Consider the following 19,449-nt stretch of genomic DNA (forward strand, 5'->3'; position numbering starts at 1 on the left):
GCCCTGTACACGGACGGGCTGGTGGAGGATCCGGCGGTGCCGATCGACCAGGGGCTTGAGCGGCTGCGGACCGTGCTCGGACGCCCCGGAGGGGAGGGGCTGGAGGGGCTCGCGGACCGGGTGCTGCGGGAGGTCGGCTCCACGCACCGGGTGGACGACGTCGCGCTGCTGCTCACCGAGTTCCGCGGGGTCGCCGAACGGTGAGGCGCGGGCGGCGACTTTCGTCGGGAGGCGGCGCTACGAAGGGTGACGGCGGCGGGCCCCTCGGTCCGGTTAGCCTCGGACGGGTGAACGCGATTGCACGGGCCTGCACGAAGGCGGTACGGACGGCGCTGCCCGGTCCCTGGGGTCCCTGGGCGGTGGTGCGCGAGGTGCTGTCCGTCCTGCTGCTGGGCGGGTTCGCCGTCCTGCTGGAGGTCGTCGGCAGCACCGGCTTCGCGGTGCCGGTCGGGATCGGGACCGTTCTGCTGTTCCTGTTGCGGCGGGCCTTCCCGGCGAGCGTCCTGCTGGTGACGGCGGCCGTGGCCGGCTGGGCCCCCGGACCGCTCCCGCTGCTCGTCGTGGCGGGCTGGGCGGCCGGCGCTCGGGTGCGCCGGGTCGGCGTGCTGGTCGCGACCTTCGTCGCGAGCTGGGTGCTGTTCACCGTGACCGGCGTGCTGAAGGACGCCGGCTCGATGTCGCCGAAGGCGATCATCGCGATCTCGCTGGGCGGCTTCCTGATCACGGCGGTGCTGCCCGCCCTGTGGGGGCGCTACCGGGCGCAGCGCCGCGCGCTCCTGGACGCGCTGCGGGAGCGCAACGACCAGCTGGTGCGCGAGCGCGTCATGGTGGTGCACCAGGCGCGGCTGCGCGAGCGGCACCGGATCGCCCAGGACATGCACGACAGCCTCGGCCACCAGCTCGCGCTGATCTCGGTGCACTCCGGCGCGCTGGAGGTGGACCGCACGCTCACCGACCGGCAGCGCGAGGCGGTCGGCGTGCTGCGGCAGGCGGCGGTGGCCGCGATGCGGGAGCTGCGCGAGGTGGTGGGCGTGCTGCACGACGAGTCGACGGCGGTGCCGCCGGCGCCGACGTCGGCGGGTGCGTCCGGCGGCCGGGGCGGGGTGGACGGGATCGAGGGTCTCGTCGAGTCCTCGCGCGCCGCCGGGGCGGAGGTGTCCTTCCGCAAGGAGGGGGAGCGGCGTGCGCTGCCCGCCGCCGTCGACCACGCGGCGTACCGGATCGTGCAGGAGGCGCTCACCAACGCGCACAAACACGCCCCCGGTGCGCCGATCGCGGTCGCGCTCCGGTACGAGCCGGACGCGCTCGTGGTCGAGGTCACCAATCCGCGTGCGCCGGAGCTCGTGGGCGCGCGTGCCGGGGTCGGGCAGGCGGTCAGCGGCGGGCAGGGCCTGACCGGCCTGCGGGAGCGCGCCCGGCTGGTCGGCGGCATGGTGCACGCGGGGGCGACGCCCGACCAGGGCTTCCGGCTGGCGGGGATGCTCCCGTACGAAGGGGCCGCGGACGGCGGGGGCGACGGCGGCGAGGCCGGCCCCGGGATCGAGGACTGGGTGCTGGAGGGCCTGCCCGCCGTCGAGGACGGCGGCCGGCGGCGCAGTCCGGCGCTGGGGTGCGCGGTGGGGGTGGTGGGCGTCGGGCTCACCGTGCTGGGACTGCTCGTGTGGGGCCTGTGGGCCTTCGTCCAGGCCAGCGACAGCGCGACCGTGAAGAAGGACGCCTATGACGGGGTCCGGGTCGGGCAGTCGGAGTCGGACGTGCTCGGCCGGCTGCCGCGCGGGGCCTCCTGGCTGACCGACGGCTTCGACAAGGGCGGGCCGCCGGTGCCGGAGGGCGCGCACTGCGTGTACTTCCAGGCCGAGGACTCGAAGGAGAAGTTCGGCGAGGACAACGCGGTGCGCTTCTGCTTCAAGGACGGCGTCCTGGTGGACAAGGAGCACTACCGGGTCAAGGAGTGACCGGGCCGGTCGAGGTCCGGCCGCGTCCGGATGTGAGGATGGTGGCGTCGCCCATCCAGCACCGTTCGAGGAGATGTCCAGCGTGATCCGAGTCCTCGTCGCCGACGACGAGCCGCTCATCCGGGCCGGGATCAGGATGATCCTCGCCTCCGCCGACGACATCGAGGTGGTCGCGGAGGCCGCCGACGGACGGCGCGCGCTGGAGCTCGCGCGGGCGCACCGGGTGGACGTCGTGCTGCTGGACATCCAGATGCCGGTGATGGACGGGCTGACGGCACTCGGGGAGCTCTCGAAGGCCGCACCCGGCGCGCGGGCCTTGATCCTCACCACCTTCGGCGAGCGCGAGAACGTCCTGCGCGCCGTGACCGAGGGGGGCGCGGGCTTCCTCCTCAAGGACACGGCACCGGCCGAGCTGATCCAGGCGGTGCGCGCGGCGGCCAGCGGCAACGCCTTCCTGTCACCCGCCGCGACCAGGCACATCGTCGATTCGCTGGCCTCCGGGCGCAGCGGCTCGGCGGCCGCCCGCAGCGCGGAGGCGCGGCGCCGGCTGGAGGTGCTCACCGGCCGTGAGCTGGAGGTTCTCGCGCTGCTCGGCGAGGGGCTGTCCAATGCGGACGCCGGCGCGCGGATCCACATGAGCGAGGCGACGGTGAAGACCTACGTGAGTCGGATCCTGGCCAAGTTGGGCTGCGAGAACCGGGTCCAGGCGGCGCTGCTGGCACGGGACGCGGAGCTGGACGGGCGCGGCTGAGCGTGTTCCCGTGACGACGGAGCGTGGCGGGTGTGACGCAGGTCACTCAACTGACGCGCGGAGGCGGGAACTTCGGTTATTTCGATGACGGTCCGTCAGTGATCCGTGACGGTCCGTCGATAGTGCGCGTGGTCTGATGAATGGACAGGTGTGACCGAGCGCACGGGAATTGAACATCTGATCTTGAAAATCCGATCAAATGCGGTCCAACTGGACGTCGCTTCTTGATCGATACCGCCGGTAACAGTCAACTGACCTGCGTACCCGAAGAATTGCTTGCCGTGCCGACCAAACCGCCCCTAGCTTCATTGGCGGCGCAACGAGCGCTACCCGGGTTCACCCCGACGCACGGCCCGCCGACTGACCCCCGGCGCGAGGGCCGTACCGCCGACGCGACCGGCCGTACCCAGGCCGTCGGCGAGCGGAGGTGCCGGGACGGCACGGCACGTCCGACACGTGCCCCGCCGTCCATCGAGTGAGGCGAACGGATTCGACCGGCCCCGTCCAGGGCCTGGTTCCGTCTGCCTGCCCGGGGCTTGTCGAGAGGATCTCCATGAATCCCCGTCACGAGACCGCCACTGCCACCGACTCCACGACCTCCACCCCCGCCTCCGCCAAGCGCAACCGCCTGCGGATCGGGATCGTCGCGGGTGCCGCCGTCGCGGCCCTGCCGGTTGCCGGCCTCGTCACGGCCACCTCGGCCTCCGCCGCGCCCACCTCGGCCTGGGACGCCGTCGCCCAGTGCGAGAGCGGCGGCAACTGGAGCATCAGCACCGGAAACGGGTTCTACGGCGGGCTGCAGTTCGCCTCCGGCACCTGGGCCGCGTACGGCGGGACCGCGTACGCCTCCCAGGCCAACCACGCGACCAAGGCGCAGCAGATCGCGGTCGCCGAGAAGGTCCTCGCCTCCCAGGGCCCGGGCGCGTGGCCCGTGTGCTCGCACAAGGCGGGCCTGAGCAAGGGCGGAGCCCCGGCGGAGGTCGCGGATTCCGTGAACGACGCCCCGGCCAAGCCCGCACAGCCGGCGGCCAAGCCGGCCGCGAAGCCGTCGAAGCCGGCGGCGAAGCAGGGCGCCAGGCAGGGCGCCAAGCAGGACACCGGGCAGGACGCCGGGCAGGAAATCAACCAGGCGGCCAAGCCCGCGACCAGGTCGACGCCGCGGACGCAGCCGCAGCAGGCACCGGCCCAGCCGGCCAAGCCCGCTCCGTCGACCCCGAAGAGCAGCGCGAACGGCGGCTACACCGTGCAGAGCGGTGACACGCTGAGCGAGATCGCGGTCAGGTTCGGCACCGACACCGACACGCTGTACGGCAAGAACCTCCGCACCATCGGCGACGACCCGGACCTGATCTTCCCGGGGCAGGACCTGACCGTCTGACGCATCGTCGCCACCGTTCGACCGCACACCGAGCGGCCATCCCGAGACCCGGGGATGGCCGCTCCGCGCGTTGTGGGGGCGGGGCCGGGGTCCCGGCTCCTCGGCAGGGCCGCGCGGCGCCCCAGGGGGCCCTGTGCGGCCCTTCGGCGTGTCGGGCCCGTGCCGGCGGTCCGCGGGCGGGGCATCGTGCCTGGTCGGACCGCGTGTCGATAGGGTCGCCCGATGGTGCGACTGATACCCGACGGCGAGCTCGTGGGCTCGTCCGTGGTGGCCAACAACACGATGAACCGCGAGCGCGGCCTCAGCGGGGTGAACAGCTATGCGCGGGAGCTGGGGTTCGACCCGGCCGAGTGGCTGCTCGGGCGCGGCGGGGCCGCGCCGGCCTGGCTGGATCTGTGCAGCGGCGAGGGGCGCGCGATGGTCGAGGCGGCGCGTCGGCTTCCGGCGGGGGCGGTTCTGACGGGCGTGGATCTCGTCGGTCCGCTCGCGCCGCCACCTGATGCCGATTCACTACCGGGACTGCGGTTGGTCAGGGCGGCGCTCGCGGACTGGACCCCACGCCGGTCGTACGACCTGATCACGTGTGTCCACGGCCTGCACTATCTGGGCGACCGGCTGGGCGTCATCGCCAGGGCCGCCGCGTGGCTCGCGCCGGACGGGCGGTTCGCCGCGCACTTCGACCCGGAGTCGGTGCGGTGGGCGGATGGGGCGAGCGCCGGCCGGGCGGTGGTCGCGGCGTTGCGCGAGGCCGGGTTCGAGTACCGGGCGCGGCGGCACCTGCTGGTACTGGAGGGCGGGCGGAGCGTTCACCTGCCGTTCGCGTACGCCGGGGCGGACGCGGATGCCGGGCCGAACTACACGGGGCAGCCGGCGGTGGCGTCGCACTACCGCGCACACTGTTGAACCTTCAACGCAACGTCCGAATACCGCCGGAGGTTTGCGCCGCCGCCGTCGAGGATCGAGTCGTGCCCGACAACGGGCTTTCAGTACTCGCGACTTGGGAGACGACGATGAACGGTGCGATGGGGCTCGACGGCAAGGTGGCCCTGGTGACCGGCGGGAGCCGGGGGATCGGGGAGGCGATCGCGCTGCGGCTGGCCGAGGACGGCGCGGATGTCGTCCTCACCTACCAGGGGAGCGCCGAGCGGGCCGAGGCCGTCGCGGCGAAGATCACCGCGGCTGGGCGGCGCGGCTGGGCGGTCCGGGCGGACTGCGCCGACCCGCAGGAGGTCCGGGCCGTGGTGGCCGCGGCCGTCGAGCGGTTCGGGCGGCTCGACGTCCTGGTGAACAACGCCGGCGTCGGGGCCATGGGGCCGATCGGCGACATGACGGCGGCGGACGTCGACCGCGTGCTGGAGGTGAACGTCCGGGCGCCGTACCTGTTCGCCCAGGCGGCCGCGCCGCTGCTGTCCGAGGGCGGGCGGATCGTCACGATCGGCAGCTGCATCGCCAAGCGGGTCGCCTTCGGCGGCGCCGTGCTGTACGCGACCAGCAAGGCCGCGACGATCGGGCTGACCAAGGCGCTGGCCCGCGAGCTGGGGCCGCGCGGGATCACGGTGAACGTGGTCCACCCCGGGCCGATCGACACCGACATGAACCCGGCGGACGGCGAGTCGGCCGCGTTCCAGGCCGGGCTGACCTCGCTCGGGCGCTACGGCACGGGGGCGGACGTCGCGGCGGCCGTCGCGTACCTGGTGGGCGAGGACGGCCGGTACGTCACGGGCGCCGAGCTCGCGGTGGACGGCGGCTTCGCGGCCTGACGGACGCGCCGGGCTCCCCGGCCCCGGCTCCGGCCCCGGCTCCGGCCCCGGCGTGGCGCCGGAGCCGGGGGCCGGGCGATGGTTCGTGGTCGCGGTTAGCATCACGGGGACCGATCACCTGCCGTCCCAGGAGGGCCGTGCCATGACCGCGACCGACGACCCGATCGACCTGCTCGCCCGGGCGCTCGCCCAGACCGCCGGCCTGATCGACGGCACCGGCGTCGAGCTGGCCGGCCACCCGACGCCCTGCCGCTCGTGGGACGTCGGCACGCTGATCAGTCATCTCCTGTTCGACCTGCGGCAGTTCACCGTCCAGGCGCGCGGCGGCCGGCCGGACTGGTCGCAGTCCTTCGAGCGGGTGGAGGCGGACTGGCTGCACGCCTTCGAGGCCGGCGCCGAGGAGCTGGTCGACGCCTGGCGGGAGGCCGGGGAGCTCACCGGCACGCTGGAGGTGCCCGGGGTGGGGTCGTTCCCGGCCCGCTTCCCGGTGGACCAGGAGGTCGCGGAACTGGCCGTCCATGCCTGGGATTTGGCCAAATCCACCGGGCAGTCCACGGACGGGCTGGACCACGAGGTGGCACTCGCCGCGCTCGCGTGGGCGCGCGGAGCGCTCAAGCCGGGGTACCGGGGCGCGGACGAGGCCTCCTTCGCGTTCGGCCCCGAGGTCGCCGTGCCGGAGGACGCGCCGCCGTACGACCGGCTGGCGGGGTTCTTCGGGCGCGACCCCAAGGCGGTCGTCCCGGGGGCGTGAACCGGCGGGGCGGGGGCGTGCGGAGCGCGCGCAGGCAACGGAGTGCGCCGCGCGCCCCGTTGCACGTGCGCGGCCCGCCTTTCTAACGTCCGGTCATGACCATTTCCACGGAGCCCATCGGCAGCATCCCGCGCTCGTCCGCGCTGCTCGCCGCCATCGCCGAGCACGCCGAAGGGCGGCTCTCCGACGCCGACTTGAAGAAGCTGCAGGACGAGGCCACCGCCGAGACCCTCGCCCGGCTGGAGGAACTCGGCTGCCCCGTCCTGGTGGACGGCGAGCAGGCCAAGCCGAGCTTCGCGACGTACCCCCTGACGGGTCTGAAAACCCTCGACGGGGGCGGCGCCGTCATCCCGTTCGCCGACGGGCACACCCGGCAGCTGCCGAGCCTGACCGCCGGGCCGTTCCGGTACCAGGTGCGCGCCGACACCTACCTGCGGGACGCGCTGCGCCACACGTCGAAGCCCGTCAAGCAGGCCGTCATCGCGCCGTCCGCGCTCAGCCTCCTCTATCCGGCCGGCGGCATCGACGGGTATGCGCGGGAGGTGTTCCTGGAGGACCTGGTCGACGAGGCCGAGGCGGACATCCGGGGCTGCCTGGACGCGGGCGCCCACACCGTCCAACTCGACTTCACCGAGGGGAGGTTGTCGCTCAAGCTGGACCCGTCCGGCGGCCTCCTGGACGACTTCGTGGCCCTCAACAACCGGGTGCTCGAACGCTTCTCCGCGGAGGAGCGGGCGCGCATCGGTGTGCACACCTGCCCGGGTGGGGACCTCGACTCCACCCACAGCCTGGACGTCGACTACGCCGGGCTGCTGCCGAAGCTCTTCCAGCTGAAGGCCGGCAAGTTCTACGTGCAGCTGGCGAGCGAGGCCGACCCTGACCGCGTCCTGGCCGTCATCGCGGACCACCTCCCCTCGGACGCCAAGGTGTTCATCGGGGTGACCGACCCGATCGACCCCCGGGTGGAGACCGCGGAGGAGGTGCGCGACCGCGTGCTGGCGGCGGCCCGGCACATCCCGGTCGACCGGCTGGGCACCACCGACGACTGCGGGTTCTCGCCGTTCGCCGACGACACCTCCACCTCGCGCGAGACCGCGTTCGCCAAGATCGCGGCGCGGGTGCAGGGCACGGCGCTGGCGGCGAAGGAGCTCGGCGTGTGAGCCGGGTGTGAATCGGCCCCGGCGGGATTCGGCCTCCGCCGGGGCCGTCCGCTCCGCCTACGACGCCGGCCGGGTGGCGGCCGCGGCCTGCTTGATCGCCTCGCGGATGCGGGGGTAGGTGCCGCAGCGGCAGATGTTCTGGATCTGGTCGATGTCGGCGTCCGTCGGGGCGGGGGTGCGGCGCAGCAGGGCGGCGGCGGTCATGATCTGGCCGGGCTGGCAGAAGCCGCACTGGGCGACGTCGCAGGCGAGCCAGGCCTCCTGGACGGGGTGCAGGGTGTCGCCGTCGGCGAGGCCCTCGATCGTGGTGACGGCGCGGCCCGCGCAGTCCTTGACCGCCATCGTGCAGGGCTGGAACTCCCGGCCGTCCAGGTGGCTGGTGCAGGCGCGGCAGACGCCCACGCCGCAGCCGTACTTGGGGCCGGTGACGCCGAGCTTGTCGCGCAGCACCCAGAGCAGCGGCATGTCGTCCGGCGCGTCGACGGTGACCGGCTGTCCGTTGAGGACGAAGGTGTGGCTGGGCATGGGGAGGCGGGGTCCTTCGGCGGGAACGTGGGTGGGAGGGTCAGAAGTTGATCGGGAACGAGCGCGGGCTCGTGCCGGTCGCTCGGGCGTAGGCGTTGGCCACCGCGGCGGAGGCGGCGGGGACGCCCAACTCGCCCGCGCCGCCGGGCGGTCCGCTCGGCGGCATGAGGTGGATCTCGACGGCGGGCGGGGAGTGCCGCTGCCGCGCGTAGTGGAAGTCGCCGTAACTTCCCTCGCGGAAGGCGCCGTTGTCGAGGTGGTTGCCGGCCTGGAGGATCACCGAGATGCCGTCCATCAGCGCGCCGGTCAACTGGGCTTCCAGGCCGCGGGGGTTGACCACCTGGCCGACGTCGGCGGCGATCACGGCCTTGGTGACGCGCGGGTTCTTCGGGTCGGTGGCGTCGATTTCGACGAGGTAGGCGGCGCGCCCGCCGTTCTCGTCGTGGTAGCCGACGCCCTGGGCCTGGCCGGGCGGCATCGGGCGGCCCCAGTTCCCGGCCGTGGCCGCGGCGTCCAGGACGGCCCGGCCGGCGGCGTCGCGCAGCCGGGCGCGGCGGAAGGCGACCTCGTCCTGGCCCATCCGGCGGGCGAGTTCGTCCATCATGATCTCGTCGGCGACCCGGACGGTGCCGGAGTAGACCGAGCGCCAGCTGCCGGTGTGCACGTCCAGGGGTACTTCGGTGAGCAGCTGGGTCGGGAGTCCGACGTTGTAGGGGTTCTTTTCGGCGAGGAGGAAGAAGGCCTGGTTGAGGCTGATCCCGGCGAGCGAGAGGTTGAACCCGGCGGCGGTCAGGGCCTCGCCGAGGCCGTGCCGCATGTCGGTCTTGACGGTGGCGGCGCGGTGTTCGTAGCTGAGCACCTGGCCGAGGGCGTGGGTGGCCCGGACGCGGTGGTGGCTCGCGGGGCGCATGCGGCCGTGGCGCATGTCGTCGTTGCGCGTCCACATGAGCTTGACCGGGCGGCCGGCCGCCCTGGAGATCTGCGCGGCCTCCAGCGCGGCGTCGAAGAACAGCCGCCGCCCGAACGAGCCGCCGCCGCGCACCACGTGGACCGTCACGGCGTCCTGGGGGAGGCCGAGTTCGGCGGCGATGGTCTGCTGGGCGACGATCGGGGTCTGCGCGGCGAACCAGAGTTCGGCCCGGCCCGGCCGCACGTCCGCGATCGCCGTCAGGACCTCCATCGGGGCGTGGTTGACGAAGGCGAAGTCGAACTCGCCGTCCACGTGGGCGGTGAGCAGCGGCGGGACGAGGAACGGCGCGTGGGCGGCGCGGAGCCGGTCGCGGACGTCGGCGTCGGACAGGCCGGCGGCCGGGCCCGGGTGCCAGGTGGTGACGAGCGCGTCGCGGGCCTTCAGCGCCTGGTCGAAGGTCTCGGCGAGGACGGCGACGCCGCTCGGGATCCGTACGACGCCGAGCACGCCGGGCATGGCGCGGGCGGCGGTGGCGTCCAGGGAGTCGAGCGTGCCGTTGACGGTGGTCGGGCGGGCGACGACGGTCGGCACGGCGCCCGGGACGGCCAGGTCCCCGGTGTACTTGGCGCGGCCGGTGACGATGTCGCGGGCGTCGATGCGGCCGGTGGGCCTGCCGACGAGGCGCAGCCGGTCCGCCGTCTTGGGGGCCGAGGACACGGCCGGGACGGTGATCGCCGCGGCGTCGGCGGCGAGTTCGCCGTAGCCGGCGCGGCGGCCGTCCGGGGCGAGGACGGCGGAGTCGGCGGTGCGCAGGGTGCCGGCGGGGAGGTTCCAGCGGCGCGCGGCGGCGGTCACCAGGCGGGCGCGCGCGGCGGCAGCGGCGGCGCGCACCGGGTCGTACAGCGAGCGTACCGAGTTGGAGGCGCCGGTGAGCTGGTTGAACAGCAGCTCGGGGCGGCCGTCGGAGAGCGGCACGTCGACGTCGGCGAGGCGGGCGTCGAGTTCGTCGGCGACGAGCATCGCGACGGCGGTGGTGAGGCCCTGGCCGACTTCCAGGCGGGGCAGGTGCAGGACGGCGCGCCCGGCGGCGGTGAGCTCCAGGACGAGCAGGTGGGAGGTCGGCAGGCCGGCCAGGATGAGGGCGTCGCCGAGGTCCAGGACGTCCGGGATGCCCGGCAGGCCGATCAACTGCGGCGGTGCGGAGCTGGTTTGAGCATTCGCGGCGGCGTTGACGGCGGCGCGCGCGGTGGCCGGGGCGGCGGCGTCCAGGCCGAGCCGGGCGGCGACGGTGAGGGTGGGCGCGGCGAGGAGGTAGGTGAGGAAGCGGCGGCGACCGGGTTCGGCGTCGGGTGCGTCGGCCGCGTCGGGCGCGCCGGAGGCGCCGCCCGAGGGGGCGGTGGAGGTGGTGATGGGAGGAGCCCTTCGAGCCGGTGACGGCGCCGGTACGGTCGGTGCCGGGTCGCGAACGCCGTTGAGCATAGGAGGGCGTTACTGACGGGTCAACACCGGCAAATTTGTTCCGGCGGGCGGGTCGCTTGCGGGCGAACGGATGACGCCGTCGCACGGTGGTTCAGCCGTCGCGTGCCGGTGCGGGTACCGATGGACAAGTGGCCCAGGAAAGAGCTTGATCATTGGCTCTTCCGGATGGGCCACTGGCTCCCTAGGCTGGCGTGCGAACCGTTGTGAACCGTTGCGAACGGGCGGCCCGCGCGCCGTCCACCGACCTGTCAGGAGCGAAGTGCCGACTCGTCTCGTCCCGCCCGCCGGGCCCCAGCGGACGCTCGCCGCCGCCCAGTTGGCGAGCGCCGTCGGGGACGGTGCCTACTACACCTGCTCCGCGCTCTACTTCACGCACGTCGTCGGGATGTCCGCGGCCCGCCTCGGTATCGGCCTCGCCGTCGCGTGGGCGCTCGGCTCGCTCGCGGGCGTGCCGCTGGGCCAGCTCGCCGACCAGCGGGGCCCGCGCCGCACGGCGGTGGGGCTCGCGCTGGCGACGGCGGCGGTCGTCGCGCTGTTCCTGGTGATCCGCTCCTACCCGCTGTTCCTGGCCGCCATCTGCCTCTACGCGACCACCCAGTCCGGGCTCACCGCCGCGCGCCAGGCGCTCGTCGGCGGGCTGGTGTCGCCCGCGGAGCGCACCGGCCTGCTGGCCCACCTGCAGTCGACGCTCAACGGCGGACTGGCGGTCGGCGCCGCGATCGGCGGCATCGCGCTGACCGTCGGCACCCGCGAGGCGTACCTCGGGGCGTTCGTCGTGACCTCGCTCGGGTTCGTCGTCGGCGGGCTGGTCCTGCTGCGGCTGCCCGAAGTCCCTTCGACGGCGGGCCAGTCGAGGCCGGGGCCGCGCTTCGAGGTGCTGACGGACCGCCGGTACGCCGTCGTCGCGCTCGTCAACACCGTTCTGCTGCTGCGGATGCCGTTGCTGAGCCTCGTGATCCCGCTCTGGCTCGCGCAGCGGGCGTCGGGCCTCGGCTGGCTCGGGTCGGTGCTGTTCGTCCTCAACACCGTGGGTGTGATGGCGTTCCAGGTGCGGGTGGCGCGCGACGTCAGCGACCCCGCGTCGGGTTCGCGCGCGGTGCGCTCGGCCGGTGTGCTGCTGCTCGGCTCGTGCGCGGTGTTCGGCCTCTCGGCGCTGGACGTGCCCGAGTGGGCGTTCGCGGCGCTGCTGCTGGGCGGCTCGGTCTTCCTGCTGGTGGGGGAGATGCGGCAGTCGGCCGGGTCGTGGCAGATCAGCTTCGACCTCGCGCCCGCCGACCGGATCGGGCAGTACCAGGGCTTCTTCGGGACGGGCGTCGCCGTCGCGCGCACCCTCGGGCCGCTCGTCCTCACGACGCTGCTGCTCGACGGCGGACTGCCCGGCTGGCTCGTGCTCGGCGCGGTGTTCCTGGCGGCCGGCTACGCGATGGGCCCGGCCGTCCGGTGGGCCGAGCGCGACCGGCGTCACCCGTCGTCGGGCTCCTCGGCGCCGCTCACCGCCGCGTCCGACGCGCTGACGTCCGCGGCCCCGACGCCGGCCACCGCCGCCGAGGCGCCGTAGAGGTCGTCGTCGCCGCCGTAGGGCTGCTCCTCGCCCTTCCGGCGGGGCCCGCGCTCGTCGCGGCCGTCGAAGAGGTCGTCCGGCTCCCCGGTGTCCAGGCGGGCCAGGGGTCCCGCCGCATCGTCGTCCCGCCGGTCGCCGTGGGCCCGCCGGCCGTCGTGGGGCTGCCTGTCACCGGCCATCGCGTGCTCCCAAGGCCGCCGTTGCTCCGGATACGTCCGATCGTACTCCGGCACCGTACGGCCGGACCGGCGCCGGAAAACGGTGGCCCCGGCTCGCCGCCCGCTGGCATGCTGGCCGCGTGGACACCCCGGACAGACCGCAGATCTTCGTCGACTTCGCCCCTGAGCTGCACCTCTTCGTCGCCGGCCGGCGCCGCGAGGGCCGGTCCGAGCTGCGCACCGACGGCACCTCGACGCTCGGCCACGTCGTCGAGTCCCTCGGGGTGCCGCTCACCGAGGTCGGGGCCCTGCTCGTCGACGGCCGCCCGGTGCCCGACTCGCACGTCCCGGCCGACGCCGAACACGTCGAGGTGCGCGGGGTGGCCCGCCCGCAGCCCGCCCCGGGCCCGCTGCGCTTCCTGCTCGACGTCCACCTCGGCACCCTCGCCCGCCGCCTGCGCCTGCTCGGCGTCGACGCCGCCTACGAGAACCCGGACATCGGCGACGCCGCCCTCGCCGCCCGCTCCGCCGCCGAGCGGCGCGTCATGCTCTCGCGCGACCGCGGCCTGCTGCGCCGCCGCGAACTCTGGGCCGGCGCCTACGTCTACAGCCACCGCCCGGCCGAGCAGCTGCGCGACGTCCTCTCCCGCTTCGCCCCGCCGCTGGCTCCCTGGAGCCGCTGCACGACGTGCAACGGGACGCTGCGCACGGTGGAGAAGACGACGGTGCGCGAGCAGCTGCACGACGGCACCGAGCGCTCGTACGACGCGTTCGCGCAGTGCGCGGACTGCGGCCAGGCGTACTGGCGCGGCGCACACCACGCGCGGCTGGACGCGATCGTGGCGGACGCGGTCCGCGAGTTCGGCGGGACGGCCGTCACGGCGGGTGACTGAGCGCACTGGGTGGCGCAGGGGGTGACCCGGACGCCGGGTTCAGGGTAAAGCCAGGGACCGGTCCTCTGGCGGGCGTTCCGCAGCGCGTGATCCCATCGGCGGTGGGGGCGAGCCAGCGGTGTTCCGTCGTGGAAGACGTGCCAGAGAGGCCGGGTCCGATTCACATGCATTCGTTGAACGTGCAGCCGTTCGGGACGACAGATGTAGGCGAGGCGCCCGTCGTGGTGGCGCCGGACGGTGCGGCGGTGTTCCCGCTGCTCGACCTGGCCGGGCAGGGGAGCCTCGCGGTCTTCGAGCTCGCACCCGGGGACGTGACGCGCGCGGTGTCGCACGCCACCGTGCAGGAACTGTGGTTCGTCACCGAGGGCCGCGGCCGGCTGTGGCGCCGGCAGGGGGACCGCGAGGAGAGCGTCCCGCTCGCCCCCGGGACGGCCGCCTCGATACCGCTGGGCACCGCGTTCCAGTTCCGGGCGGACGACGACGCCGAAGGGCCGCTGCGCATCGCGGCCGTCACGATGCCGCCGTGGCCGGGGACGGACTCCGAGGCCCGCCCGGAGAAGGGTCCGTGGGAGGCGACGGTCCGATGAGCCGTGGAGGGGGGAGGCTCCGCCGCGCCTCGGCGGCGGCGGTCGCGGCACTGACCGTCCTCGGGCTGTCGACGGTCCCGGCCGCTGCCGCACCGCCGGCCGAACCGCACCTGCGGTCGCTGTACGTGCCCATGCCCGACGGCGTGCGGCTGGCCGTCGACGTCCACCTGCCCGCCGGCACCACCGCGGGCGCGAACCTGCCGACGGTCCTGGTCACCCAGCGCTACTGGCGGGCCCGCGTCCAGCAGGGCGTCCCCGACCAGGGCGAGAGCGGCGACGCGGCGGGGTGGAACGCCCGCGGCTACGCCTACGTCGTCGCCGACCTGCGCGGCACCGGCGCGTCCTTCGGCACGCTGGACGCCGAGATCGGCGAGAAGGCCGTCGCCGACAGCGGCTCCCTGAGCGACTGGATCGCCGCGCAGCCCTGGTCCGACGGCCGGGTCGGCACCACCGGCGTCTCCTACGGCGGCGACACGGCGATGCTCGCCACCGCGCTCGGCGACCACCACATCACCGCCGCCGCGCCGGTCTCCTACGACTTCGACCCGTACGAGGACCTGGTGCGCCCCGGCGGGGTGCTCATCGAACCGCGGATCGCGCCCTACGCGATGCTCCTGCGGATCCTCGACCGGTCGGCCGGCACCACCTGCGACACCAGCGCCGAGACCCGGGCGGTGTGCGACGCCACCGGCCTCACCGGCGCGATCCCGCGGCCGGTGGACGGTCCGGACGGCACCGCGCTGCTGGCCGCCGCCCGGGCCGAGCACGCGGGCAACGCCAACCTCGTCGAGATGGCCCACCAGGGCGCCTACCGCGACTACCAGGACGGCCCGAAGAGCTGGACGGTCGGCAGCGTCGGCGAGAAGACCGACGCCGTCGAGGCGGGCGGTGTGCCCGTCCTGACGGACGCCGGCTGGCTCGACGCGGGCACCGCCAACGGCGTGCTGTCCCAGTTCACCACCCTGTCGAACACCCAGGACGCGTGGATCGGCCCGTGGAGCCACGGCATGGCGTGGATCGCGGACCCGTTCCGGACCCCGCGCCACCTGACGGACGCCGAGCGCGCCCAACTCGACGACCGGACCGTCGCGTTCTTCGACCGGTACGTCAAGAACGGCGAACAGCCGGATGGCAAGCGGGAGTTGCACTACTACACCATGAACGAGGGGGTCTGGCGCACGACCGACCGCTTCCCGCTGCCCGGCACCCGCGACCGCCGCCTCTACCTCGACGGCGGAAACGCGCTCTCCTGGCAGCGCCCGGAGGAGGACGGCGGCGGCGACGGCAAGGGCAGTGGCGGTACGGGCGGGGGCAGTGACACGCTCCGCCTCGACCCGACCGCCGGGACCGGCCCGTTCGACCGCTGGAACACCAACCTCACCGGGAACAAGGTCAGTTACCCCGACCGCGCCGCCGTGGACACCCGTCTCCTCAGCTACACCGGCCCGGCCCTCGGCCGCGACACCCGGGTGACCGGCCTCGGCCGCGTGGTCCTCGACGTCACCGGGCTGGAGGGATCGGCGAACGGCGCCCTGCACGTGTACCTGGAGGACGTCACCCCGGACGGCCGCGTCACGTACCTGACGGAAGGCCAACTCGCCCTGGCCGACCGCGCAGTGGCCGACCGGGACGACAACCCCGACTGGCGGAGCCTGCGCACGCCCCGCACGTACGCCGCCGCCGACGCGACCCCGTTCCCGCAGGGCCGCCCCGAGCGGGTGACGGTGGACCTGCTCCCCACCTCGGTGCTGTTCAAGGCGGGCGACCGGATCCGCGTCACGGTCGCCGCGGCGAACCCGGACTCGTTCCAGCTGCTCCCCGCCGACGGCCGCGCCGCGTACGCGATCGGCCACGGCGGAGCCCGTCCGTCCTACCTCGAACTCCCCGTCGTGGACTGACGGGCAGGCGCTCGTCCTCCGCCCGTCACTGCGGCGGGTGGAGGGCGAGCGTCCAGGTGTGCGTGAGGTACTTGTTCGGCCGCTCGGGGTTGCGTTCGCGGACGACGGCCGTGAGGCGGTCGGCGGCCGTCCGCTCCAGCGTGGCGACGAACCGCTCGCCTTCGCCGTCGGGCACGGCCAGGAGTTCGGCGAGCACGGTGTCCGTCAGGCCGGCACGGCCCGCCGGGTCAGCAGCCAGTGGCCGATGGCGCCGGTGGAGAGCAGGCCGGCGAGCAGGACGACGAGCGGGAGCGCCGCCCCGGACGACCACGTGACGTCCCCCGCGCGCCCGGCCAGCAGGACGGCCGACGCCAGTGCCACCCCGGGGACGGAGAGCAGGGCGGGCCGCAGCCGGGCGAGGTCGTCCTCGGCGAGGGCGCCGAGCACGCCCACCCCGAGCGCGAGGCACCACACCCCGAGGCCCTGCGCGTCGGCCCGGCCGACCGCCCACGGCACGAGCCCGCCCCAGAAGCGGGGAGCGAGCACCAGGCCGGTACCGAGGCCGAGCCACCCGGAGCCGAGCACCGCGAGCAGCGGCTTCGACCACGCGGGCAGCGGGGCGGTCCGGGCCGGGGGCGCGGTGACCGGCCGCCGGTACTGCACGACGAGGCAGAGCACCGACGCGGCGGCCAGCGCGCCGAGCACGGCCACCCAGCCCAGGCTGAACATCACCAGGACGATCAACCCGCCGGTGGCGACGTGCAGTTCGCGCCCGTCGGCGACGCTGACGGCGAACAGGCCGACGAGCACGACGGCGGTCGGCAGGACGAGCGTGCGCACCTCCTCCCACACCCGCGCGCGGCCGACCACGAGCAGCCCGGGGGAGACGCCGACCATGGCCGCGCCGATCAGCCCGGGGCTGAGCGCCTCCGGCGAGTGCCACGCGCCGAAGGCGTGCCCGGTCAGGCCCGCGACGGCCATCAGTGCGCCGGTCAGGATGCTGACGACCGCGACGACGGCGGACAGCGTCGTGATGGCGGGCGACAGCTCCCGGCCACCGAGGTCCGGGTCCTGGGTGCTCATGTGTACGGTCCTCCTGCGGAGTTGGTCGTCGGCCCGGGCAGAGGTTGCTACAGCGGGAGGGCCGACGTCGGCCGCGCGACCGGCGCCTTGCTCTGACGCTTCGTCACCTCACGGGCGTACAGCACCCGCAGGCTCACCACCGCGGTGGCCGCGAAGGCGAGCATCCCGCAGCCGATGCCGACACCGGCCATGAGCGCGGTCCGCCCGTCCAGGCGCATCCCGTGCTCGAAGAGCGGTGCCGCGACGGCGGAGAACGCGGGCGCCAGGCACAGGAACGCCAGGTGCAGCCGCCACTCCTCGCGCGCCCAGCCCGTCGTCCGCCGCTGCCGCACCATGATGAAGACGTACGTCAGCAGGAGCGGGATCAGGTAGGCGAGCAGGAGCCGCCGGCCCTCCGGGCCCCAGGCCGCGAACGACCGGACCAGCCACACCACCCCGGCGGCGCCCACGAGTTGGGCGGCGGCCAGGACGGCGGGCGGGCACCACGTGCCGGTCATGCCGCGCACGGTGGTCCGCCGGTCGAGGGCCCGGGAGGCGGCCAGGGCGCCGAACGTCACGATCGACCCGAGGTGCATGATCGCCACCCGGTTGAGCTCGGCGACCGGCCGGCTCCCGAGGACGAGCGGCAGCGCGCCCCACTCCAGGCGCAGCAGCGGCGCCGTCATCAGGTAGCCGTAGCAGAGCAGCAGCCAGCGCTGGTGCAGGTCGGGGAAGCCGGTGAGGGCGGCGCCGATGCCGAGCGTCGTGCTCAGCACCGTGCCGACCAGGATGGTGGCGAGGACGACCCAGAACGCGGCCCCGCTGAACGCCTGGGCCGGCGGGGTGCGGGCCAGGTAGACGGCGGCGCCGGCCATCGACGCGTACACCGTGACGGCGAAGACGACGCCGACGGTGCGGTGCAGCCGGATCCGCCGCCGGACGGCCGACCAGAGCTGGAGCGGGCCGAGCAGCATCAGGACGCCGCCGAGGACCGTGTGCACCAGCAGCGGCACGAAGCTGCGCCGGTACGGTTCGAGGCGGTCGGCGAGCGCCTCGGCCACGTAGGCGGGCGAGACCCCGGAGTGGGCGAGCACCCACCGGCCGGGCGCGAACGCGCCGGGGTGCTCGTAGGGCCAGACGTCGGTCATGGCGATGGGCGCGTAGACGACGCAGAGCCCGGCGACCGCGAGGGCGGCCACCCGGCCCCAGCGGACCTGCCGCGGTCCTTCCGTCCGTCCGCTCCGGTCGTCCGTCGTGCCGTTCAGCCGCCGCATCGCGACCCTCCCGCCTGTGCGGTTTCCCACGGTCCTGATCAGATGGTCCAGAAAGGACTATGGGGACCGTAGGGCCGTCCGACGGTGCGGTCAATGGGTGCGGCGCGGATTGCTACCGTCAGGTAGGCGTCGGGTGGGCGCCGCGCGGGCGTCAGGAGTCGTCGCGGGACTGCACCCACTGCCAGAAGTCCACCATCATCCGCTCGTACCGGATGCCGAACTCCAGCGCCTCGCGCTCCCCCCGGCTCAGCAGCTCGCCGACCTCCTCCGCCAGGTGCTCGTACTCGCCGAGCGTGCGGCCGTGCTCCAGCACCTGCCCCGGCGCGAGGATCCGCGGGCTGCCGCCGAACCACAGCTTGAGGATGTTCCGCTCCCGCGCCTCCACCGGCTCGAAGCCCGGATCGGCCAGCCACTCGGCCAGCGCGGCCCTCCCCCCGTCGGTGAGCCGCATCAGCCGTCGGCCCCGCCCGCCCTCCTGCCGCACCTCGGACAGCAGCCCGCCCTGCAGCAGGCGGTCGCACTGCGCGTACACCTGCGCGTGCGGCACCGACCAGAACGGCGCGACCGTCCGGGCCGCCTCCACCTTGACGTCGTACGGGCTGGCCTCGCCCAGCTTGTCGATGATGCCGAGCACGAGGAACGAGGGGGTGGTCAACCGGGTTTCGGGCATGCGGTGACGGTACCGCGCGCACCCCGCGCCCCAACACGCGTCGCGGGGGGTGGGCAGCGCGGGCCCCCGCGGCGGACAATCGCCACAGGACCGGCGAGGAGGCCGCAGTGGAGGCGCAGGTGGAGTTCGAGGACCGGGGCGGGCCCGGGTCGACGTTCTTCGAGGTCATGATCGAGATCCCGCAGGGATCCCGCAACAAGTACGTGATGGACTTCGCCGCGGGCCGCATCCGCCTCGACCGGACGCTCTTCACCGCCACCCGCTACCCGGCGGACTACGGCTACGTCGAGGGCACCCTCGGCGGCGACGGCGAACCGCTGGACGCCCTCGTGCTCGGCGGCGAGCCGGCCGTGCCGGGCTGCGTGCAGACCTGCCGGGCCGTCGGCATGTGGGTCATGCGCGACGAACGCGGGCCGGACCAGAAGGTGTTGTGCGTGCCGGCCCGGGACCCGCGCTACGAGGGCCTGCGCGACATCGGAGACCTGCCGCGCTTCGACCTGCTGGAGATCACCCACTTCTTCCAGGTCTACAAGGACCTGGAGCGCGGCAAGTCCGTCGAGGGCTCGCACTGGGCGGGCCGCGCCGACGCCTACCGCGAGATCGCGGGTTCCCGGGCCCGGGCGGTGGGGACGCGCTTCGCCGGCCCGGCCTGCGCGGCCCGGGGCAGCGGAAACGGGGTCCGCCGCCGGTCGTAAGGT

The 19,449-nt window shown here is 74.4% G+C and carries 20 protein-coding genes; 13 read left to right on the forward strand and 7 right to left on the reverse strand.

What is annotated here, in order from left to right; genetic code table 11:
• From ACFVU9_RS15385 to ACFVU9_RS15420, 8 genes are all read left to right on the forward strand, one after another.
• Positions 1 to 204, forward strand: a 204-nt coding sequence (locus tag ACFVU9_RS15385) for a SpoIIE family protein phosphatase (protein ID WP_387593630.1), incomplete at its 5' end; no start/stop codon positions are given.
• An 83-nt stretch (positions 205 to 287) separates the two neighbouring features.
• Positions 288 to 1,955 carry a sensor histidine kinase gene (locus tag ACFVU9_RS15390; protein WP_387593632.1) on the forward strand — a complete coding sequence of 556 codons (1,668 nt, stop codon included), beginning with the start codon at positions 288 to 290 and terminating at the stop codon, positions 1,953 to 1,955.
• 82 nt (positions 1,956 to 2,037) lie between these two features.
• The gene (locus ACFVU9_RS15395; protein ID WP_359971371.1) at positions 2,038 to 2,706 is read left to right on the forward strand and encodes a response regulator transcription factor; all 669 of its coding nucleotides are present in this window, start codon (positions 2,038 to 2,040) and stop codon (positions 2,704 to 2,706) included.
• Between the two features lie 553 nt (positions 2,707 to 3,259).
• Positions 3,260 to 4,084: a transglycosylase family protein gene (locus ACFVU9_RS15400; protein WP_387593635.1), complete on the forward strand. Its 825-nt coding sequence runs from the start codon at positions 3,260 to 3,262 to the stop codon at positions 4,082 to 4,084.
• A gap of 222 nt (positions 4,085 to 4,306) precedes the next feature.
• Complete coding sequence (locus ACFVU9_RS15405; RefSeq protein WP_380442458.1) at positions 4,307 to 4,987, forward strand: class I SAM-dependent methyltransferase; 681 nt, start codon at positions 4,307 to 4,309, stop codon at positions 4,985 to 4,987.
• A 107-nt stretch (positions 4,988 to 5,094) separates the two neighbouring features.
• A complete protein-coding gene (locus ACFVU9_RS15410) occupies positions 5,095 to 5,844 on the forward strand; it encodes an SDR family NAD(P)-dependent oxidoreductase (RefSeq protein WP_380442456.1) in 750 nt (249 codons plus the stop codon).
• A 142-nt stretch (positions 5,845 to 5,986) separates the two neighbouring features.
• Positions 5,987 to 6,595 carry a TIGR03086 family metal-binding protein gene (locus tag ACFVU9_RS15415; protein WP_380442717.1) on the forward strand — a complete coding sequence of 203 codons (609 nt, stop codon included), beginning with the start codon at positions 5,987 to 5,989 and terminating at the stop codon, positions 6,593 to 6,595.
• A gap of 95 nt (positions 6,596 to 6,690) precedes the next feature.
• Positions 6,691 to 7,755: a cobalamin-independent methionine synthase II family protein gene (locus ACFVU9_RS15420; RefSeq protein ID WP_387593638.1), complete on the forward strand. Its 1,065-nt coding sequence runs from the start codon at positions 6,691 to 6,693 to the stop codon at positions 7,753 to 7,755.
• Between the two features lie 57 nt (positions 7,756 to 7,812).
• On the opposite strand, the gene ACFVU9_RS15425 is transcribed toward ACFVU9_RS15420, so the two are convergent.
• Together ACFVU9_RS15425 and ACFVU9_RS15430 are read right to left on the reverse strand one after the other, a co-directional pair.
• Positions 7,813 to 8,280 (reverse strand): (2Fe-2S)-binding protein, encoded by a 468-nt coding sequence (locus ACFVU9_RS15425; RefSeq protein WP_380442713.1) that lies wholly within the window; start codon positions 8,278 to 8,280, stop codon positions 7,813 to 7,815.
• 40 nt (positions 8,281 to 8,320) lie between these two features.
• Positions 8,321 to 10,669, reverse strand: a complete 2,349-nt coding sequence (locus ACFVU9_RS15430) for a molybdopterin cofactor-binding domain-containing protein (protein WP_387593640.1) — start codon at positions 10,667 to 10,669, stop codon at positions 8,321 to 8,323.
• A gap of 259 nt (positions 10,670 to 10,928) precedes the next feature.
• Between ACFVU9_RS15430 and ACFVU9_RS15435 the strand changes: the two genes are divergently transcribed.
• Positions 10,929 to 12,227: an MFS transporter gene (locus ACFVU9_RS15435; RefSeq protein ID WP_380495272.1), complete on the forward strand. Its 1,299-nt coding sequence runs from the start codon at positions 10,929 to 10,931 to the stop codon at positions 12,225 to 12,227.
• On the opposite strand, the gene ACFVU9_RS15440 is transcribed toward ACFVU9_RS15435, so the two are convergent.
• On the reverse strand, positions 12,131 to 12,409 hold the full coding sequence (locus ACFVU9_RS15440) for a hypothetical protein (protein ID WP_380442706.1): 279 nt from the start codon (positions 12,407 to 12,409) through the stop codon (positions 12,131 to 12,133). The genes ACFVU9_RS15435 and ACFVU9_RS15440 overlap by 97 nt on opposite strands.
• A gap of 119 nt (positions 12,410 to 12,528) precedes the next feature.
• On the opposite strand from ACFVU9_RS15440, the gene ACFVU9_RS15445 reads away from it, so the two are divergent.
• The 3 genes from ACFVU9_RS15445 (at position 12,529) to ACFVU9_RS15455 (ending at position 15,766) form a co-directional block, all read left to right on the forward strand.
• Positions 12,529 to 13,281 carry a Mut7-C RNAse domain-containing protein gene (locus ACFVU9_RS15445; protein ID WP_380495274.1) on the forward strand — a complete coding sequence of 251 codons (753 nt, stop codon included), beginning with the start codon at positions 12,529 to 12,531 and terminating at the stop codon, positions 13,279 to 13,281.
• 179 nt (positions 13,282 to 13,460) lie between these two features.
• On the forward strand, positions 13,461 to 13,868 hold the full coding sequence (locus ACFVU9_RS15450) for a cupin domain-containing protein (RefSeq protein ID WP_387593728.1): 408 nt from the start codon (positions 13,461 to 13,463) through the stop codon (positions 13,866 to 13,868).
• Positions 13,865 to 15,766 carry a CocE/NonD family hydrolase gene (locus ACFVU9_RS15455; protein ID WP_387593643.1) on the forward strand — a complete coding sequence of 634 codons (1,902 nt, stop codon included), beginning with the start codon at positions 13,865 to 13,867 and terminating at the stop codon, positions 15,764 to 15,766. The genes ACFVU9_RS15450 and ACFVU9_RS15455 overlap by 4 nt, the downstream gene beginning before the upstream one ends.
• 25 nt (positions 15,767 to 15,791) lie before the next feature.
• On the opposite strand, the gene ACFVU9_RS15460 is transcribed toward ACFVU9_RS15455, so the two are convergent.
• From ACFVU9_RS15460 to ACFVU9_RS15475, 4 genes are all read right to left on the reverse strand, one after another.
• A complete protein-coding gene (locus tag ACFVU9_RS15460; protein ID WP_387593645.1) occupies positions 15,792 to 15,962 on the reverse strand; it encodes a hypothetical protein in 171 nt (56 codons plus the stop codon).
• 8 nt (positions 15,963 to 15,970) lie between these two features.
• Positions 15,971 to 16,828, reverse strand: a complete 858-nt coding sequence (locus tag ACFVU9_RS15465) for a hypothetical protein (RefSeq protein ID WP_387593647.1) — start codon at positions 16,826 to 16,828, stop codon at positions 15,971 to 15,973.
• Positions 16,829 to 16,875: 47 nt separating this feature from the next.
• Positions 16,876 to 18,111, reverse strand: coding sequence for a DUF2306 domain-containing protein (locus tag ACFVU9_RS15470; RefSeq protein ID WP_387593649.1), 1,236 nt, complete (start codon positions 18,109 to 18,111; stop codon positions 16,876 to 16,878).
• 121 nt (positions 18,112 to 18,232) lie between these two features.
• Positions 18,233 to 18,751, reverse strand: a complete 519-nt coding sequence (locus tag ACFVU9_RS15475; RefSeq protein WP_380442694.1) for a PadR family transcriptional regulator — start codon at positions 18,749 to 18,751, stop codon at positions 18,233 to 18,235.
• 167 nt (positions 18,752 to 18,918) lie between these two features.
• On the opposite strand from ACFVU9_RS15475, the gene ACFVU9_RS15480 reads away from it, so the two are divergent.
• Positions 18,919 to 19,446, forward strand: a complete 528-nt coding sequence (locus ACFVU9_RS15480) for an inorganic diphosphatase (RefSeq protein WP_387593729.1) — start codon at positions 18,919 to 18,921, stop codon at positions 19,444 to 19,446.
• Positions 19,447 to 19,449 lie beyond the last annotated feature (3 nt).

The organism is Kitasatospora sp. NPDC057936 (assembly GCF_042887525.1).
Taxonomy (GTDB): Bacteria; Actinomycetota; Actinomycetes; order Streptomycetales; family Streptomycetaceae; genus Kitasatospora.

Coding starts and splice junctions, on each gene's coding strand:
- ACFVU9_RS15400 (WP_387593635.1), top strand. CDS start 3,260: ATGAATCCCCGTCACGAGACCGCCACTGCCACCGACTCCACGACCTCC.
- ACFVU9_RS15405 (WP_380442458.1), top strand. CDS start 4,307: ATGGTGCGACTGATACCCGACGGCGAGCTCGTGGGCTCGTCCGTGGTG.
- ACFVU9_RS15410 (WP_380442456.1), top strand. CDS start 5,095: ATGAACGGTGCGATGGGGCTCGACGGCAAGGTGGCCCTGGTGACCGGC.
- ACFVU9_RS15415 (WP_380442717.1), top strand. CDS start 5,987: ATGACCGCGACCGACGACCCGATCGACCTGCTCGCCCGGGCGCTCGCC.
- ACFVU9_RS15420 (WP_387593638.1), top strand. CDS start 6,691: ATGACCATTTCCACGGAGCCCATCGGCAGCATCCCGCGCTCGTCCGCG.
- ACFVU9_RS15425 (WP_380442713.1), bottom strand. CDS start 8,280: ATGCCCAGCCACACCTTCGTCCTCAACGGACAGCCGGTCACCGTCGAC.
- ACFVU9_RS15430 (WP_387593640.1), bottom strand. CDS start 10,669: ATGCTCAACGGCGTTCGCGACCCGGCACCGACCGTACCGGCGCCGTCA.
- ACFVU9_RS15440 (WP_380442706.1), bottom strand. CDS start 12,409: ATGGCCGGTGACAGGCAGCCCCACGACGGCCGGCGGGCCCACGGCGAC.
- ACFVU9_RS15455 (WP_387593643.1), top strand. CDS start 13,865: ATGAGCCGTGGAGGGGGGAGGCTCCGCCGCGCCTCGGCGGCGGCGGTC.
- ACFVU9_RS15465 (WP_387593647.1), bottom strand. CDS start 16,828: ATGAGCACCCAGGACCCGGACCTCGGTGGCCGGGAGCTGTCGCCCGCC.
- ACFVU9_RS15475 (WP_380442694.1), bottom strand. CDS start 18,751: ATGCCCGAAACCCGGTTGACCACCCCCTCGTTCCTCGTGCTCGGCATC.
- ACFVU9_RS15480 (WP_387593729.1), top strand. CDS start 18,919: ATGATCGAGATCCCGCAGGGATCCCGCAACAAGTACGTGATGGACTTC.